This is a genomic window from Campylobacter sp. BCW_6461 (assembly GCF_001762735.1).
GTDB lineage: Bacteria > Campylobacterota > Campylobacteria > Campylobacterales > Campylobacteraceae > Campylobacter_D > Campylobacter_D jejuni.
On record NZ_MJXJ01000010.1, the window covers coordinates 49,469 to 65,810 of the forward strand.

General features: G+C 32.2%; 14 protein-coding genes and 2 pseudogenes. 9 read left to right on the forward strand and 7 right to left on the reverse strand.

The genetic code is table 11. The annotated features are described in order from the left end of the window. Window position 1 precedes the first annotated feature (1 nt). Window positions 2–316: a DUF2325 domain-containing protein gene (locus tag AJ882_RS01475; protein ID WP_002855637.1), complete on the reverse strand. Its 315-nt coding sequence runs from the start codon at window positions 314–316 to the stop codon at window positions 2–4. Between the two features lie 170 nt (window positions 317–486). On the opposite strand from AJ882_RS01475, the gene AJ882_RS01480 reads away from it, so the two are divergent. Continuing rightward, window positions 487–1,911, forward strand: a complete 1,425-nt coding sequence (locus AJ882_RS01480; RefSeq protein ID WP_011049970.1) for a catalase — start codon at window positions 487–489, stop codon at window positions 1,909–1,911. A 56-nt stretch (window positions 1,912–1,967) separates the two neighbouring features. Next, complete coding sequence (locus AJ882_RS01485; protein WP_002858381.1) at window positions 1,968–2,438, forward strand: Cj1386 family hemin-binding protein; 471 nt, start codon at window positions 1,968–1,970, stop codon at window positions 2,436–2,438. Here AJ882_RS01485 and AJ882_RS01490 read toward each other — a convergent pair whose 3' ends face one another. Then, a complete protein-coding gene (locus AJ882_RS01490; RefSeq protein WP_002867288.1) occupies window positions 2,439–3,095 on the reverse strand; it encodes a transcriptional regulator in 657 nt (218 codons plus the stop codon). A gap of 167 nt (window positions 3,096–3,262) precedes the next feature. Here AJ882_RS01490 and AJ882_RS01495 point away from each other — a divergent pair, with 167 nt between their 5' ends. The 7 genes and pseudogenes from AJ882_RS01495 (at window position 3,263) to feoB (ending at window position 11,114) form a co-directional block, all read left to right on the forward strand. Further along, window positions 3,263–3,625, forward strand: coding sequence for a RidA family protein (locus tag AJ882_RS01495; RefSeq protein WP_014517285.1), 363 nt, complete (start codon window positions 3,263–3,265; stop codon window positions 3,623–3,625). A 51-nt stretch (window positions 3,626–3,676) separates the two neighbouring features. Further along, window positions 3,677–5,069, forward strand: a pseudogene (gene dcuC / locus AJ882_RS01500) (C4-dicarboxylate transporter DcuC). A gap of 12 nt (window positions 5,070–5,081) precedes the next feature. Next, window positions 5,082–6,245: a trans-sulfuration enzyme family protein gene (locus AJ882_RS01505; protein ID WP_011049971.1), complete on the forward strand. Its 1,164-nt coding sequence runs from the start codon at window positions 5,082–5,084 to the stop codon at window positions 6,243–6,245. A 9-nt stretch (window positions 6,246–6,254) separates the two neighbouring features. After that, window positions 6,255–7,622, forward strand: a complete 1,368-nt coding sequence (gene purB / locus AJ882_RS01510; RefSeq protein WP_011049972.1) for an adenylosuccinate lyase — start codon at window positions 6,255–6,257, stop codon at window positions 7,620–7,622. Between the two features lie 8 nt (window positions 7,623–7,630). Continuing rightward, window positions 7,631–8,971, forward strand: a complete 1,341-nt coding sequence (locus AJ882_RS01515; protein WP_011049973.1) for an MmgE/PrpD family protein — start codon at window positions 7,631–7,633, stop codon at window positions 8,969–8,971. An 81-nt stretch (window positions 8,972–9,052) separates the two neighbouring features. Next, window positions 9,053–9,277, forward strand: a complete 225-nt coding sequence (locus tag AJ882_RS01520; protein ID WP_002779147.1) for a ferrous iron transport protein A — start codon at window positions 9,053–9,055, stop codon at window positions 9,275–9,277. Continuing rightward, window positions 9,274–11,114: pseudogene (feoB, locus tag AJ882_RS01525) on the forward strand (ferrous iron transport protein B). Before AJ882_RS01520 ends, feoB begins: the two are co-directional and overlap by 4 nt. Here feoB and AJ882_RS01530 read toward each other — a convergent pair. From AJ882_RS01530 to gap, 5 genes are read right to left on the reverse strand one after another with little or no spacing between them, the layout of a single operon-like run. Continuing rightward, on the reverse strand, window positions 11,111–12,604 hold the full coding sequence (locus tag AJ882_RS01530; protein WP_011049974.1) for a hydrogenase small subunit: 1,494 nt from the start codon (window positions 12,602–12,604) through the stop codon (window positions 11,111–11,113). The pseudogene feoB and the gene AJ882_RS01530 sit on opposite strands and share 4 nt — an antisense overlap. Before the next feature lie 3 nt (window positions 12,605–12,607). After that, window positions 12,608–13,432, reverse strand: a complete 825-nt coding sequence (gene fabI / locus AJ882_RS01535) for an enoyl-ACP reductase FabI (protein WP_002923484.1) — start codon at window positions 13,430–13,432, stop codon at window positions 12,608–12,610. Between the two features lie 3 nt (window positions 13,433–13,435). Then, on the reverse strand, window positions 13,436–14,107 hold the full coding sequence (locus AJ882_RS01540; protein WP_002859678.1) for a triose-phosphate isomerase: 672 nt from the start codon (window positions 14,105–14,107) through the stop codon (window positions 13,436–13,438). After that, entirely contained in the window at window positions 14,104–15,306 is a 1,203-nt protein-coding gene (locus tag AJ882_RS01545) for a phosphoglycerate kinase (RefSeq protein ID WP_011049975.1), read from the reverse strand. The genes AJ882_RS01540 and AJ882_RS01545 overlap by 4 nt, the downstream gene beginning before the upstream one ends. Window positions 15,307–15,308: 2 nt before the next feature. Beyond that, complete coding sequence (gene gap, locus AJ882_RS01550) at window positions 15,309–16,307, reverse strand: type I glyceraldehyde-3-phosphate dehydrogenase (protein WP_011049976.1); 999 nt, start codon at window positions 16,305–16,307, stop codon at window positions 15,309–15,311. Window positions 16,308–16,342: the final 35 nt, after the last annotated feature.

Sequence of the window (16,342 nt, forward strand, 5' to 3'; positions counted from 1 at the left end):
TTTAACCTTTATAGCAAGAAAATTCTTTATTAAGATTAAAAATTTTACAATATTCACAATACACACAACTTACACTTCTTTTTGCACAAACTAATGGAATTTTACGCTTTTTAGCTTCATTTTTGATTTTTTTCATAGTATTATGATTTAAAAAGCTTGTTAACATTACTATACATTCTGTATCACAAGGAATCGGCTTGCGATTAACTCTATTTTCATTACGCGCATCCCAGTGTTCTATTTTTTTAGCACCTAAATCATGTAAAACAGCTCTAATAGGAGTGATTTCATCTGCACCAATAACCAAAACTGACATAAATTCTCCTTTGTGATTTTTAAAATATATTTTGATAATTATTATTATAATATAAAAAAACTAAATTTATTTTGAAATTTATTATCAATAAAATGCAATTATTCAGTTAATTTTAATTTTTAATAGATATAATTTACTAATTAATAAAATTTATTATTTAGGAGAAAACAATGAAAAAATTAACTAACGATTTTGGAAACATTATAGCCGATAACCAAAATTCATTAAGTGCAGGCGCAAAAGGACCTTTGCTTATGCAAGATTATCTTTTGCTTGAAAAACTTGCTCATCAAAATAGAGAAAGAATTCCAGAAAGAACCGTTCATGCCAAGGGAAGTGGGGCTTATGGAGAAATAAAAATCACCGCTGATTTATCTGCTTATACTAAGGCAAAAATATTTCAAAAAGGAGAAATAACTCCTCTTTTCCTACGCTTTTCTACTGTTGCAGGTGAAGCAGGTGCAGCAGATGCTGAGCGTGATGTGAGAGGTTTTGCCATTAAATTTTACACCAAAGAAGGAAACTGGGATTTAGTAGGAAATAATACTCCAACTTTTTTTATCCGTGATGCGTATAAATTTCCTGATTTCATTCATACTCAAAAAAGAGATCCAAGAACTCATCTAAGAAGTAATAATGCTGCTTGGGATTTTTGGAGTTTATGTCCTGAAAGTTTACATCAAGTAACCATTCTTATGAGCGATAGAGGAATTCCTGCAAGTTATCGTCATATGCATGGATTTGGAAGCCATACTTATAGTTTTATTAATGATAAAAATGAAAGATTTTGGGTGAAATTCCATTTTAAAACCCAACAAGGGATTAAAAATCTTACCAACCAAGAAGCTGCCGAGCTTATAGCAAAAGATAGAGAAAGTCATCAAAGAGATCTCTATAATGCTATAGAAAATAAAGATTTTCCAAAATGGAAAGTTCAAGTTCAAATTCTTGCTGAAAAAGATATAGAAAAACTTGGATTTAATCCTTTTGATTTAACAAAAATTTGGCCTCATAGTCTTGTGCCTTTGATGGATATAGGCGAAATGATTCTAAACAAAAATCCTCAAAATTATTTTAATGAAGTTGAACAAGCTGCCTTTAGTCCAAGCAATATCGTTCCTGGAATTGGCTTTAGCCCTGATAAAATGTTGCAAGCTAGAATTTTTTCATATCCTGATGCACAAAGATATAGAATAGGAACTAATTATCATCTTTTACCAGTAAATCGTGCAAAAAGCGAAGTGAATACTTACAATGTCGCTGGTGCTATGAATTTTGATAGTTATAAAAATGATGCTGCTTATTATGAACCAAACAGCTATGATAATAGCCCAAAAGAAGACAAAAGCTATCTTGAACCTGATTTAGTCTTAGAAGGCGTAGCACAAAGATATACTCCACTAGATAATGACTTTTATACTCAACCAAGAGCTTTATTTAATCTTATGAATGATGATCAAAAAACTCAACTTTTTCATAATATCGCCGCTTCTATGGAGGGAGTTGATGAAAAAATTATCACTAGAGCTTTAGAACATTTTGAAAAAATTTCACCTGATTATGCAAAAGGAATTAAAAAAGCTTTAGAAAAATAATTTTTACTTGCCACTTTTGGTGGCAAACTAAAGATTATAATAATTAAGGAAAAACAATGACAACTCTTAGTTTAGAAGAAGAAAAAAGATTTGAAGAGCTTTGCAAAATGGCTTTTAATTTTGCAAGAAATAATGAATGTGAAAATCTTAAAATCATGATAGAAGCAGGTTTAAATGTAAATTTAAAAACTCATAAAGGCGATAGCTTGCTTATGCTTGCAGCTTATAATAATTCTTATGAAAGCGCTAAAATGCTTTTAGAAAAAGGTGCAAAAGTAGATGAAAAAAACGATCGTGGACAAACCCCATTAGCGGGAGTTTGTTTTAAAGGATACTTACCTATGTGTGAACTTTTAGTTAAATATGGAGCAAATATTGATGAAAACAATGGTTTAGGAATGACACCTTATACTTTTGCTATTATGTTTGGACGCAAAGATGTGGCAGAATTTTTACTCAAAAAATCTAAAAATAATTTTTTAAAGAAAATAAGCCTAAAAATACTAAAATTTATCAAAAAATTTTAGTTATTTTTTAAATTTCTTCAGATACCTATAGACACTAGGTTCTGAAATTTTTAAAAATTTTGCTACGATAGGAACCGCCCCTTTTATATTAAAAATACCTTTTTCATATAGCTTTTCAGCAATTTCTTCTTTTTGAGTAATGCTTAATTGATAATCAGAATTTAAATAACTAGAATCTACGCTTTGAACTAAAATATCCTCTATCGAGTGACTTAATGTTTCTATACTTGAATCATTTTGAGAAAAACTAATATTTCCTAAAATATCACCCATATCTCCAATTTTTTCTAAATCAATCATCTTGCATATTAAATCTCTCATAATGCTAGTATCATGATTGATACACAAAATACCTACTAATTTGTCATGATTTTTAATAAAAAAAGTAGATCCTCTAATTAATTTTGATTTTCCAATAAGAGCCTTATAATCACATAAAAAATCTTTTTCTAAATATTTTTTATTTTGCATAAGCTCACTTGCAAAAGCAGTCAAGGGAGAATCTAAACTTCTTCCACTAATGTGACTGTTAGCAATTGCTGCAATATAGGCCCCATCTTCAGTAATTACATGAAAAACTATCTCATATTGCTCACCTAAAACTTCTCCTAAAAAATATGTCAACTTTATAAATTGTTGTTTTTGTCCCTCATCCATAAAACTGCCTTCAATAAAAAATTAATATAATATTAAATTCTACTCTTTATACTTTAAAACATTTCTTAAAAATAAAATTTTATTATTATGATAATAAACTATTGACAAATTATTATTGTAGTGATAAAATGCATTCTGCTTAATCTATATTTAACAAAGGAGAATTCATGTCAAACTATCCAAAGGCCATTGGTCCATACTCAGCTTACAGAGAAGTAAATGGACTTTTATTTATATCAGGACAACTTCCTATCAACCCTGATTCAGGCGAAATAGAAAGCCATGATATCAAAGAACAAACCAAACAATCTTTGAAAAATATCGGTGCTATCTTAGAAGAAAATGGTATCAGTTATGATAAAGTGGTTAAAACCACTTGCTTTTTAGCTGATATTAATGATTTTGTAGCATTTAATGAAATTTATGCTGAATTTTTTAAAGCTCCTTATCCAGCAAGAAGTGCTTTTGCAGTAAAAGATCTACCAAAAAAAGCTAAAGTAGAGATAGAGATCATCGCTCAAAAAAGATAAAATATGCTAGGTATTGTTTTTTCTTTATTTAGTGTTTTTTTACTTGTTTTTATGCTTTATAAAAAAATCAATGCTCACATGGCACTGCTTTTAAGTGGTTTGCTTTTACTTTCCTTAGCTGCTATTTTTGGACTTTCTCCACACATTGTTACCAAAGATTCTTTAAATCTAGGTTTTTTTGATATTTTTCAAGTTTTTAATCAAACCATGTCAAGTACATTAGCAGAGCTTGGACTTACACTTATGACTATAGCAGGTTTTTCTGCTTATATGGATCATGTAGGGGCTTCTTATGCACTTTTTAAAGTTTTTGAAAAACCTTTAAAAGCCGTAAAATCTCCTTATGTTTTACTCATAGTTGCTTATTTTATCGTGCAATTTTTAGTTCTTTTCATCCCTTCTCACGCAGGCTTGGCACTTTTACTTATGGTTACTATGTATCCTATACTTGTACGCTCTGGTGTTTCAAAACTTTCTGCCTTAAGTGTGATTGCTATTTGTCAATATATCGATCATGGACCTGGAAGTGGAAATGTGATCATGGCCTCAGAAAAAGCTGAAGTTGATCCTGCAATTTATTTTGTTCATTATCAACTCCCTACAACCTTGCCTATCATTATAGCTGTAAGTATTGCAATATATCTTTGCAATAAATTTTTTGACAAAAAAGATAATTTTGTCTTCAATGCGCAAGAAATTGAAAAAAGAACTAAATGAAAATGAAGGTAAAGAAAAAGAACTTAAAAAGCCTCCTAGAATTTATGCGATTTTACCTATAATTCCTTTGGTTTTAATCCTAGGATTTAGTTCCATGCTTGATAGCATCTTGGTTTTAATGGGAATAAGTAGCGCTGAAGAAGTTAAAGCAGCTGCTAGCACTGCAATTAAAATGAATGTTCCAGTAGCAATGGTGATTTCAACTTTTGTGGCTATTATTTTTGAAATGATACGCTATAAAAGTATAGTAGAAACTCTTAATTCTATGATGATTTTCTTTAAAGGAATGGGACATTTATTTGTTATCACAGTTTCACTCATCGTTTGTGGTCAAGTATTTGCAAGTAGTCTTTTATCTGTAGGTTTTGTAGATACTTTAATAGAATTTTGCAAAAATGCAGGATTTGGAGTTTTGGCTATTATTATCGCTGTTTCAATCTTACTTGCGGTTTGTGCTTTCTTAATGGGTTCAGGAAATGCGGCATTTTTTAGCTTTGCCCCACTTATCCCAAATATAGCAAAACACTTTGGAGTTGAAACTATCACTATGATAGCACCGATTCAAATCATGACGGGCTTTGGAAGATGTGTTAGTCCTATTGCACTAGCGATCTTAGCTATCTCAGCTATTGCAAGAGTAAGTCCTTTTGCCGTGGTTAAAAGAACAGCTATTCCTATGCTTGTAGCGGCTATTGTAAATGTTATTATGACTTATATCTATCTTTAAAAAGGAGAAAAAATGAACTCAAAAACTAAACTTATTCATTGTGGCAGAGGCGATCAAGGCGCTGAAGTAAGATCAGTCAATCCTACACTTATGCGTGCATCAACCATACTTTTTAAAGATCACGCAACTTGGCAAAAATACAGAGGATTAAGAAAAACAGATCGTGTTTTAAGTTATGGAGCTAGAGGAACAACAACCAATTTTGAACTTGAAAAACTTATTTGCACTCTAGAGGGTGGTTATAGAGCACAACTTTTCCCAACAGGACTTGCAGCATTAGCTATGGTGCTTTTAAACTATGCAAGCAAAGATGCACATTTTTTAATCACTGATGCAATTTATGGGCCTGTAAGAACGATTTGCGAATTATTTTTAGACAAAATGGGAGTTGAAATTGATTTTTTAAAAGCTGATGCAAGTGATGTAGAAGAAAAAATCAAACCTAATACCAAGCTTATCCTATGTGAAAGTCCAGGTTCTATACTTTATGAAATCATAGATCTACCAAAGCTTTGTAAAATCGCCCACTCTTACAATATCCCTGTAGCGATTGACAATACTTATTCTAGTGGATATTTTCTAAATCCTTTAGAACTTGGAGTGGATATTTCAGTTATCGCCGCTACAAAATATCTTAGCGGACACTCTGATGTAACCATGGGTATAGTAGTAATCAACGAAAAAGAGTGGAAAAATTTTGACAAACTTCCAGAAGCTTTAGGCTTTACAACAAGTCCTGATGATGCTTACTTAGTGCTTCGTGGCATGAGAACCTTAGATGTGAGAATGAAAGCTCACGAAAAAAGTGCTGATGAAATTGTAGAGTTTTTACAAAGCAGAAAAGAAATTAAAACAATTTTCTATCCAAAACTCAAATCCCACCCAAATCATGAAATTTTCATGCGTGATCATAAAGGTGCAAATGGCATGATTACCATAGAATTTGCAGAAGATTACACTAAAGATGATGCGATTAAATTTGTAGATTTATTGCAATTTTTCTCCATAGGTGCTAGTTGGGGTGGCTATGAAAGTTTAGCCACAGTAACAACTCCGCCAAGAACTGCAACAGACCTAAGTGCAAGAGGGCCATTTGTAAGATTTCATATAGGTCTTGAAGATACTAAAGATTTAATTGCTGATTTAACACAAGCTTTTGATAGTATTAAAAAATAAGGAGATAAGATGACAGGAATTAGCGTATTTGATCATAGATTACTAGCAGACTCATGGAGCACGCAAGAAATGCGTGCTATTTTTTGCGAACAAAACCGCATACAAAAATGGCTCGATGTTGAAGCAGCTTTAGCAAAAGCACAAGCAAAACTTAAAATTATCCCTAAAAAAGCTGCCGATGAAATTGCTAAAAAAGCACATTATAAATTTATGGATATGGATTTCATTTTCGCAGAATATAAAAAGACTAAGCACCCCCTAGTGCCAACGGTAAGAGGATTAGAAAAAGCTTGCGATGATAATTTGGGTGAATATGTGCATTTTGGAGTAACCACTCAAGATGTCATTGATACGGGGCTTGTATTGCAGTTTAAAGAAGCGATGATTTTGGTAAAAAGTGAATTAAAAGCTATCGCAAAAGCCTTGGCGAAACTAGCTAAAACCCATAAAAATACTGCTATGATGGGAAGAACTTTAGCGCTTCAGGCTTTGCCTATTACTTTTGGACATAAGGTTGCCATTTGGCTTAGTGAGCTTGATCGCCATTTTGAAAGAATACTTGAGCTTGAAAAAAGACTTTATGTAGGCAGTATAGTAGGTGCTGTAGGAACTAAAGCAAGTTTAAGCGATGAGTGCAATGAGGTAGAAAAACTCACTTTAGAAAATTTAGGACTTGATGTGCCTAATATCTCTTGGCAGCCAGCAAGAGACCGCTTTATAGAACTTGGTTTTGTTTTGGGTAATATTAATGCCACTTTTAACAAAATCGCTCATGAAATTTTAATCCTTTCGCATAATGAAATTGATGAAGTTGCTGAACCTTTTGGCAAAGGACAAGTAGGATCAAGCACTATGCCACACAAAAGAAATCCTGCAGTAAGCGAAAATGCAGTTACAGTAAGCAATGCCTTTAAAGCAAATTTAGCCATTTTAAGTGATATTGAAAGACATGAACATGAAAGAGATGGTCAAGTTTGGAAAATGGAATGGAAGCTTTTACCTGAAATGTTTTTAATGCTTTCTGTGGTTTTAGCAAATATGAAATTCGCTCTTAGTGATTTAGAAGTAAAAAAAGATAAAATGCTTAAAAATCTCAACACCCTTAATGGCTTTGTTTTAGCCGAACGCGTGATGTTTGCTTTGAGCGATCATTATGGTAAGCAGCACGCTCACGAAATCGTTTATGAAAATGCTATGCTAGGTATAGAAAAACAAAAAACTTTTAAAGAAGTTTTACTTGCAGATAAAAGAGTATCTAAGGTATTAAAAGAAAAAGAAATCGATGCCTTGCTTGATGCTAGCACTTATGTAGGATATGCACCAAAACTTGTCGATGAATTTTTGGCAAAAATCAAAAATAGTGCTATCTTAAAATAGGAAAAATCATGTTCTATAGTGAAATTTTAGCGGATTTTATTTTCAATCTTAAATATGAAAATATCCCTGATGCAGTTGTTCAAAGGGCTAAAGAGCTTATGCTTGATAGCCTTGGAACAGCTATAGCAGCAAGTAAGGAAGAATGCGTTTTAAACGCTTTTAAAGCCTTTGACGCTTTAAGTCTAGTTAAAAACACGCCTATTTGGGTGAGTGATCAAAAATTAGATCCTATATACGCAGCCATGCTAGATGGCATTGCTTCTCATGCGTTAGATTTTGACGATACGCATACAGAAGCGATTTTGCACGCTAGTGCCATTTTAACTCCACTTTGTTTAAGTTATGGTTTTCATGTTAGCAAAGATGCGAAAAAAATCATCAAAGCTTTTATAGTAGGCTGGGAAGTGGCTGCTAGAGTCGGTATAGCAAGTAAGGGAAGCTTTCATAAAAGAGGCTTTCATACAACGGCTATTGCAGGAATTTTTGGTGGAGTGAGTGCGGTGGCTGTTTTGCTTGATTTAGAGAAAAAGCAAATCGTCAATGCCTTAGGACTTGCGGGAAGCTTTGCAAGTGGGGTTAATGAATTTTTGTCAAATGGCTCAAATTCTAAGGTCTTACATATTGCTAATGCTATTAAAAACGGTATTATAGTAGCTCATTTTGCTAAAAACCATATGAGTGGACCTTTGAGTATTTTTGAAGGTAGGGATAATATCTTTAAATGTTTTGGCATAGAAGAAGAATGCGATAAAACAGAACTTAACAAAGCCTTAGGAGAAATTTGGCAAATTATGCAAGTGTCGATTAAACCTTATCCAAGCTGTCATTTTGCACATGGACTTATTGACTGTGCAATTTCTTTAAAAAATGATGGTTTAAAAGCTGATGAGATAAAAAGTATCCATTGTTTTGTTGATGAAGTTCCTATCGCTTTTATTTGTGATTCTTTAGAGGCTAAATACACTCCAAAAAGTGCTTATGAAGCTAAATTTTCTATGCCCTTTTTAATGGCTTTGGGTTTTTTCGATGGTAAAATCACTCTTGAATCTTATGAAAATTTAAAGCGTGAAGAAGTACTAGAATTTGCTAAAAAAATCAGTTACGAAAAAAGGAAATCTCAAGGCTTTCCAAAATACTTTCCAGGGCATTTAGAAGCCAGTTTGCAAGATGGACGCATAATCCAAAAAGATGTTTTTATCAATAAAGGTAATTTTGATAATCCATTAAGTTTTGAAGAATTAAAAGCTAAATTTTTAGCCAATGCACAAATTTACCTTGATAATGCTAAAGCTAACAAAATTCTAGATCAAATCATCAATCTAGAAAATTTAAACCACTTTTCTTTTTAAATATTTATCCTTCTTTTTACAAAAAGGATAATTTCATTACACTTTTTTATTATAATATTTATTATTAATTTAGGAATTACAATGACTTTAAACGAGTTAAAAGATGGACAAAAAGCTATTATTGTCAATTTAAACGCTCACAAAGAACTCAAAAATAGACTTTTAAGCTTTGGATTTATTAAAAATAAAAACTTGAAAAAAATTCACTCCTCTTTAAAAAATGCCACCATAATGGTAGAACTTGATACAAGTTGTGTTATCCTAAGATCTGATGAAGCTAAAACCATAGAAGTGAATCTTATATGAAAAAAATCAAAATAGCTCTTGTAGGTCAGCCTAATGTAGGCAAAAGTCTTCTTATTAATGCACTTTGCAAAGCCAATATGAAAGTAGGAAATTTAGCGGAGTTACTATAGAAAAAGCAAGCGCAAAAACTTTTTATAAAAACTATGAATTTGAAGTCATTGATTTGCCAGGAACTTATTCTTTAGATGGATATAGCGAAGAAGAAAAAATCACACGTCATTTTTTAAATCAAAATGACTATGATGTTATTATTAATGTTTTAGATGCTACCAATTTAGAACGCAATCTTATCCTTAGTGCAGAACTTTTAAGTCTTAATAAAAAAATGCTTTTAGCTTTAAATATGTGCGATGAAGCCAAAAAAGAAGGTATAGAGCTTGACACTTCTATTTTAAGCCAAGAATTTCAAAGTCAAGTTGTTGAAATTTCAGCAAAAACAAAAGAAAATTTAGAACTTTTGCTGCAAAAAATTATTATTTTATTTGAAAGTAAATTTATTCCAAGATCTCAATTTTACACTCCGCTTTGCGAAAAAAGTCCGGAAAAAGAAGATTTATTATATTTTATTAATGAACTTTCAAAAAAAATTATTACACACAAAAAAGAAGAAAGAAATTTAACCAAAAAAATCGATGCTTTACTTATCCATAAATTCTTTGGCTTACCTATATTTTTATTTTTAATGTGGCTTTTATTTCAACTCACCTTTAGCTTAGGGCAAATTCCTATGGATTATATAGAATCAGGCTTTAATGCCTTAGGTGAATTTGTTAAAAACAATATTTCTAATACCTTTATCGCTTCAGCTTTGGCTGATGGGATTATCGCAGGTGTTGGTGCTGTGATACTTTTTTTGCCTAATATAATGATTTTATTTTTAGGCATAGCTCTTTTAGAAACCACAGGCTATATGTCAAGAGTAGCTTTTTTACTTGATGGGATTTTACATAAATTTGGTTTGCATGGTAAAAGTTTTATTCCGCTAATCACTGGTTTTGGTTGTTCGGTACCTGCTTTTATGGCTACACGCACTCTTAAGAACAAAAGAGATAGGCTTTTAACTCTTTTTGTGATCAATTTTATGAGTTGTGAGGCAAGACTTCCTGTATATGTGCTTTTTATCGGTACTTTTTATCCAAGTGAAAAAGCAGGAAATTATCTTTTTGGAATTTATATTTTAGGTGCGATTTTAGGACTTTGTGCTGCAAAATTTTTAAGAATGACAGCATTTCGTGGACTTGATGAACCTTTTGTTATGGAAATGCCAAAATATCGTATGCCAAATTGGCATTTAGTTTGGTTTATGGTTTATAATAAAGCCAAAATGTATCTTAAAAAAGCAGGAACTTTCATACTTTTAGCCTCTTTGCTCATATGGTTTGCTAGCAATTTTCCAAAAAATGAAGAAAATTTAAATGATTTTAACGCTCAAGAAAGAGCTATAGAACAAAGTTATCTAGGACAATTTGGCAAAGGCATAGAACCTATTTTTAAACCCCTTGAGTTAGATTGGAAATTAAGCGTATCTTTAATCAGTGGTTTGGCCGCTAAAGAAGTGATGATTTCAACTATGGGAGTACTTTATTCACTAGGAAAAGATGTAGATGAAACAAATAATGATTTAAAAGGAATTATTGCCAAAAATATACCTATACCAAGTGCAGTGGCTTTTATTTTATTTGTAATGATTTATAATCCCTGCTTTGCAGCAACTATAGTTTTTTCAAAAGAAAGTGGAAAACTAAAATATACTCTCTTTCTCTTTCTTTTTACCTGCACAAGTGCTTATATAGTAGCTTTTATAGGGCTTCATATTGCTAAAATTTTATTAAATTAACTTGCTTTTAATGATGAAATTTTAGTAATATTATCTTCAAAAGCTTTTAAAATACTATAAGCAATACCTTCAAAATCAAGCCCACCGCAAAGATAGATTAAAGTCATACGAAAAGATTTACTCACATCAAGCTTTGGTTTTTCAGCATTCATATTTAACTTAAAATCATAAGGACTTGCATGTTTAAAAGCATAATTTTTTGCCGCAATTAAAAAATCATTCTTATCTTTTAAAAATGCGCCTTTAACCAAAATAAAACTCATCTCAAGATATTTCCAAAAATCTTTTGAAGGCATAGGATTTTCATCAAAATTTTGTTCTATAAAAGCATAGTTTTTCTCAAAGGATTTTTTATAATTTTCTACAAGCGAAGCACCTAATTTATTTTTAGCTATATTTTGTAAAATAAGTTTTATATTGCTTTCAAATTCAAAATCTATTTGTTCTAAAATTTTAATTTGCTCTTCTAGAAAAAATTCTTGTTTTAACTCTTCATTGCAAAGTTTAGCGTAAGAAAAAATATTTGCCATAGGTTTTTCATAATTCCCAAACTCATCCCAAAAATTTTTCTCACTACAGGCTATACAACCATGTCCTGCAGCCACTGGCCAAGAAGTTTTAGCATTAAATTTCACTTTAGGACAGTTGTTGTAAGTATAAGGTCCTTTACAACCTATCTTAAATAAACAAGCTCCATTCTTTGCAGCTTCATCGTCAAAATGTTCAGCAAAAATCCCACTTTCAAATTTCGCCTTTCTTTCACATATATCATGCAAACATTTACCATAAGCCCACACAGGACGATTTTGCTCATCAAGTTCAGGCAAAACTCCAAATAAAGCAAAAAAACTTAAAGTCGCAATGATATTTATATCACTTGGAGGACAACCCGGAATATTTACTACTTTCTGACTTAAAACTTCGCTAATACCACAAGTTTTACTAGGATTTGGATAAGCAGCCTGAATACCACCATAACTTGAACAAGTACCCACTGCAAAGATAGCCTTGGCTTTAGCGGCTAGTTTTTCTAAAATTTCATAGCCACTCTCTCCTTGCGCTCCTATAGTAAGAAAAAAGGTATCAATGGCTGCAACACCACCTTCAACCGCTAAAATAAAATCTTCTTCTAAAACATACTCTAAAAGCTCTTCAGCTTTTGTCCCATTTGCCGCCATTAAAGTTTCGTGATACTCTAAAGAAAAAAAGTCAAAAACTAATTCATCAAAACTTGGTAAATCCGCACGCAACAAACTCTCGCTACACCCTGTACATTCACAAAGATGAAGCCATACTAACTTTGTTTTAGGTGCGATTTGAAAAAATCTTTGAGCAAGAGCTGGAATTTCATTGCCTAAAGATAAATGCCTAGCAAGAATTTTTACACTTTCTTCATTGATAACCTTATCCTCTTTTAAAGTAGAATTCTCAAGTTTTTTAATGCGATCTTCAAGTATATTTTTTAATTCTTCATTGCTAAGCTTTGCCATTTTTTATCCTTTTTGATTATCCCAACAAAGAACAGTTTGCCCTTCTTCATTTTTTTCAACATCGCCCATACCCATGATGTTATATCCTGCATCAACATAATGTATTTCACCTGTAACACCATTTGCTAAATCACTAAGTAAATACATAGCCGAATTGCCTACATCTTCTATACTAACATTGCGTTTTAAAGGAGAATTGATTTCATTGTATTTTAAAATCATTCTAAAATCCCCTATTCCACTTGCTGCCAAAGTTTTAATAGGACCTGCTGAAATAGCATTAACACGAATTCCTTTTACCCCTAAATCTCTTGCCAAATAACGCACAGAACTTTCAAGTGCAGCTTTTGCTACACCCATAACATTATAATGAGGTACATATTTAACCCCACCAAGATAACTTAAAGTCAAAATCGAACCCTTATCTTTTAAAATAGGTAAAAGCGAACGTGTTAAAGAAAGTAAAGAATACACAGAAGTTTGCATAGCTATATCAAAAGCTTCTTTTGAAGTTTCTAAAAAAGAATTTTCTAAAGCTTCTTTTGGAGCAAAAGCAACCGCATGCACTACAAAATCAATCTCGCCTAAATCTTTTTTGATTTTTTCAGCGATAGAATCTAAATGCTCGTTATTATTTACATCAAGCTCATAAACAAAATTAGAATTAAACTCTTGTGCTATAGGTTCTACGCGTTTTTTTAAAGCATCATTTAAAAAAGTAAAAGCAAGCTCGGCTCCTTGATCAAAACATGCTTTTGCTATGCCATAAGCGATAGATTTATTATTCGCAACCCCTACAATAAGGCCTTTTTTACCCTTCATAATCATCTTTTATCCTTTGATTAATTTTATAAAATTTTCTACTTTTAAAGCTGCAGAGCCTATCAAAACTCCACCACAATGATTTACACTTAAAATTTCTTTGATATTATTTTCATTCACACTTCCACCATAAAGCAAAGGTACCTTGGTTAAACTCGCTAAAAATTCAAGCACTTTAGCGATATCTGTACTTTGTGCGCTCACTCCCGTTCCTATAGAATAAATAGGCTCATAAGCGATGATGAGTTTTTCATAATTTAAATCAATAATTTCAAGTTGTTTTTTTAAAAACTCTAAAGTCTTGCCTGAATTTTTTGTATCTAAATTTTCACCTATACAAAAAACAATTTTATAACCATGCTCTTTAGCAAAATCAAATTTAGCCTTAATAAATTCTTCATCTCCTAAAGCTCTTCTTTCAGAATGCCCGATTAAAACACATTTGATCCCAAATTCGTCCAAATGCTCTTTTCCAAGCTCGCCTGTAAAAGCACCATTAACACAAGGATAAAAATTTTGCGCTCCTTGTATGAAGTTATTTTCATTTTCTAAAAATGCTACACTAGGTGGGAAAACGATAATATCATCACATTTTGCTCCCATGGTTTTATTTAAAATTTCAGCATAAATTTTAAAGCTTGCTCTTGTGTGATTGCATTTTAAATTTGCAGCAAAGATCATTCATTTTCCTTAGATCTTAAAGCTTTTACGCCTGGAAGTTCTTTACCTTCTATAAGTTCAAGAGAAGCACCACCTCCAGTGGAAATAAAAGTCATTTCATCTGCATCACCTGCACGCGCAACCACATCAGCCGTATCACCGCCTCCAACAACAGAAGTTGCATGTCCTTCGCTGATATAATGACTCATTTTAATGCTACCTTTTGAAAATTTATCAATTTCAAAAACACCCATAGGTCCATTCCACCAAATCGTTTGCGCATCAGAAATCACCTCTTTAAAAAGCCTCACACTTGCAGGTCCTATATCTAAACCCATCCAACCATTTGGAATTTCTTGCACTGGAACAAATTTCATCGGCGCATCTTGTGAGCACGTAGGAGCAGCTACAACGTCTACTGGAAGATAAATTTTCACTCCTAAATTTTTACCCTTGGTAAGAATTTTATTAGCTTCTTCTAAAAGTTCTTCTTCTAAAAGTGAATTTCCTATATCATAACCTAAGGCTTTTAAAAAAGTAAATGCCATACCTCCACCTATGATTAATTTATCTACCTTTGGTAATAAATTTGTCAATGCTTGAAGTTTTCCACTTACCTTTGAACCTCCAACAACAGCGATAAAAGGACGTGCTGGATGTTTGATAAGATTGCTTGCAAAATCAATTTCTTTTTGGAGTAAAAATCCTGCACCTTTGTGTTTTTCATCAAAGAATTTAGTAATCGCCTCCACGCTAGAATGTGCTCTATGGCATACTCCAAAAGCATCATTGATATAAACTTGAACCATAGAAGCAAGTTCTTTGGCTAAATTTTCATCATTTTTAGTTTCGCCTTTTTCAAAACGTAAATTTTCAAGAAGTAAAATTTCACCTGCTTTTAAATTCATAGCTTTGGTTTTTGCATCTTCGCCGATAACATCTTTTGCCATAATAATTTCTTTATCTAAAAGTCTAGCAAGACGCTTAGCCACAGGTTCTAAAGAATACTTGGAGCTAATTTCTTTTGGACGCCCTAAATGAGAGGCTAAAATCACACTGCAACCATTATCCAAACAATATCTTATCGTAGGAATAGCTGATCTTATGCGTCTATCATCAGTGATGTTTAAAAAATCATCTTGAGGAACATTAAAATCACATCTTATAAAAACTTTTTTCTTAGCTAAATCAATATCTTTTATAGAAATAATATCACTCATGATTAAGCCTTATTTGCAATATATACTGCCATATCTACTAGACGACTTGAATAACCCCATTCATTATCATACCAAGCAATCACCTTGATAAAATCATCCGCAATCACTTGAGTTAAATCGCTTACTACAATAGCTCCATAAGAACAAGTGATAAAATCGCTTGAAACTCTTTCATCATCATCCACCATTAAAATGCCTTTTAAATTTGTAGCTGCAGCTTTTCTAAAAGCTTCATTGATTTCATCTTTGCTGACTTTACGGCTTAGCTGCGCAGTTAAATCCACGCTTGATACATCAATCACTGGCACACGCATACTTTGTCCGTGAAGCTTGCCATTAAGTTCAGGCATAACAAGTTTCATAGCTTTTGCTGCGCCTGTAGAAGTTGGAATGATATTTTGCGCTGCAGCACGAGAACGGCGTTTATCTTTAGCTTTAGCATCAATAATACTTTGTCCATTTGTATAAGCATGTATTGTTGTCATAAGTCCTTTTTCTATACCAAAATTATCTTGTAAAACACGACAAACAGGACCTAAACAATTTGTTGTACAACTTGCATTAGAAATAATGCTTTCACCCTTGTAAAGTTCTGAATTTACTCCTAAAACATAAGTAGGAGTATCATCTTTTGCAGGAGCACTCATGATCACTTTTTGTACTCCCATATCTATAAATTCTTGACTTTTTGCCATAGTTAAATGCGCTCCTGTGCACTCTAAAACAATTTGTGCGCCGTGTTTTGCAAAGTCAAGATCTTTTACATTGCGACTTTTAAATACTTTGATTTTTTTATCATTTACCACTAAATCATCGCCTTCACTATCAACACTGCCTTTAAATTCACCATGTACTGTATCGTATTTAAAAAGGTATTTTGTAAGTTCAATATCCGTAGTATCATTTATCGCCACAAGCTCAATATCATTTCTTTCTAAGATGATTCTTGCAACACATCTGCCTATGCGTCCAAAACCATTTATAGCAACTTTTACAGCCATTTAATTTCCTTTTGCAAAATATAATGCTAATATTC

Bases quoted from the DNA above. Each gene is read 5' to 3' on its own strand.
- AJ882_RS01475 (WP_002855637.1), bottom strand. From the start codon at position 316: ATGTCAGTTTTGGTTATTGGTGCAGATGAAATCACTCCTATTAGAGCT.
- AJ882_RS01480 (WP_011049970.1), top strand. From the start codon at position 487: ATGAAAAAATTAACTAACGATTTTGGAAACATTATAGCCGATAACCAA.
- AJ882_RS01485 (WP_002858381.1), top strand. From the start codon at position 1,968: ATGACAACTCTTAGTTTAGAAGAAGAAAAAAGATTTGAAGAGCTTTGC.
- AJ882_RS01490 (WP_002867288.1), bottom strand. From the start codon at position 3,095: ATGGATGAGGGACAAAAACAACAATTTATAAAGTTGACATATTTTTTA.
- AJ882_RS01495 (WP_014517285.1), top strand. From the start codon at position 3,263: ATGTCAAACTATCCAAAGGCCATTGGTCCATACTCAGCTTACAGAGAA.
- AJ882_RS01505 (WP_011049971.1), top strand. From the start codon at position 5,082: ATGAACTCAAAAACTAAACTTATTCATTGTGGCAGAGGCGATCAAGGC.
- purB (WP_011049972.1), top strand. From the start codon at position 6,255: ATGACAGGAATTAGCGTATTTGATCATAGATTACTAGCAGACTCATGG.
- AJ882_RS01515 (WP_011049973.1), top strand. From the start codon at position 7,631: ATGTTCTATAGTGAAATTTTAGCGGATTTTATTTTCAATCTTAAATAT.
- AJ882_RS01520 (WP_002779147.1), top strand. From the start codon at position 9,053: ATGACTTTAAACGAGTTAAAAGATGGACAAAAAGCTATTATTGTCAAT.
- AJ882_RS01530 (WP_011049974.1), bottom strand. From the start codon at position 12,604: ATGGCAAAGCTTAGCAATGAAGAATTAAAAAATATACTTGAAGATCGC.
- fabI (WP_002923484.1), bottom strand. From the start codon at position 13,432: ATGATTATGAAGGGTAAAAAAGGCCTTATTGTAGGGGTTGCGAATAAT.
- AJ882_RS01540 (WP_002859678.1), bottom strand. From the start codon at position 14,107: ATGATCTTTGCTGCAAATTTAAAATGCAATCACACAAGAGCAAGCTTT.
- AJ882_RS01545 (WP_011049975.1), bottom strand. From the start codon at position 15,306: ATGAGTGATATTATTTCTATAAAAGATATTGATTTAGCTAAGAAAAAA.
- gap (WP_011049976.1), bottom strand. From the start codon at position 16,307: ATGGCTGTAAAAGTTGCTATAAATGGTTTTGGACGCATAGGCAGATGT.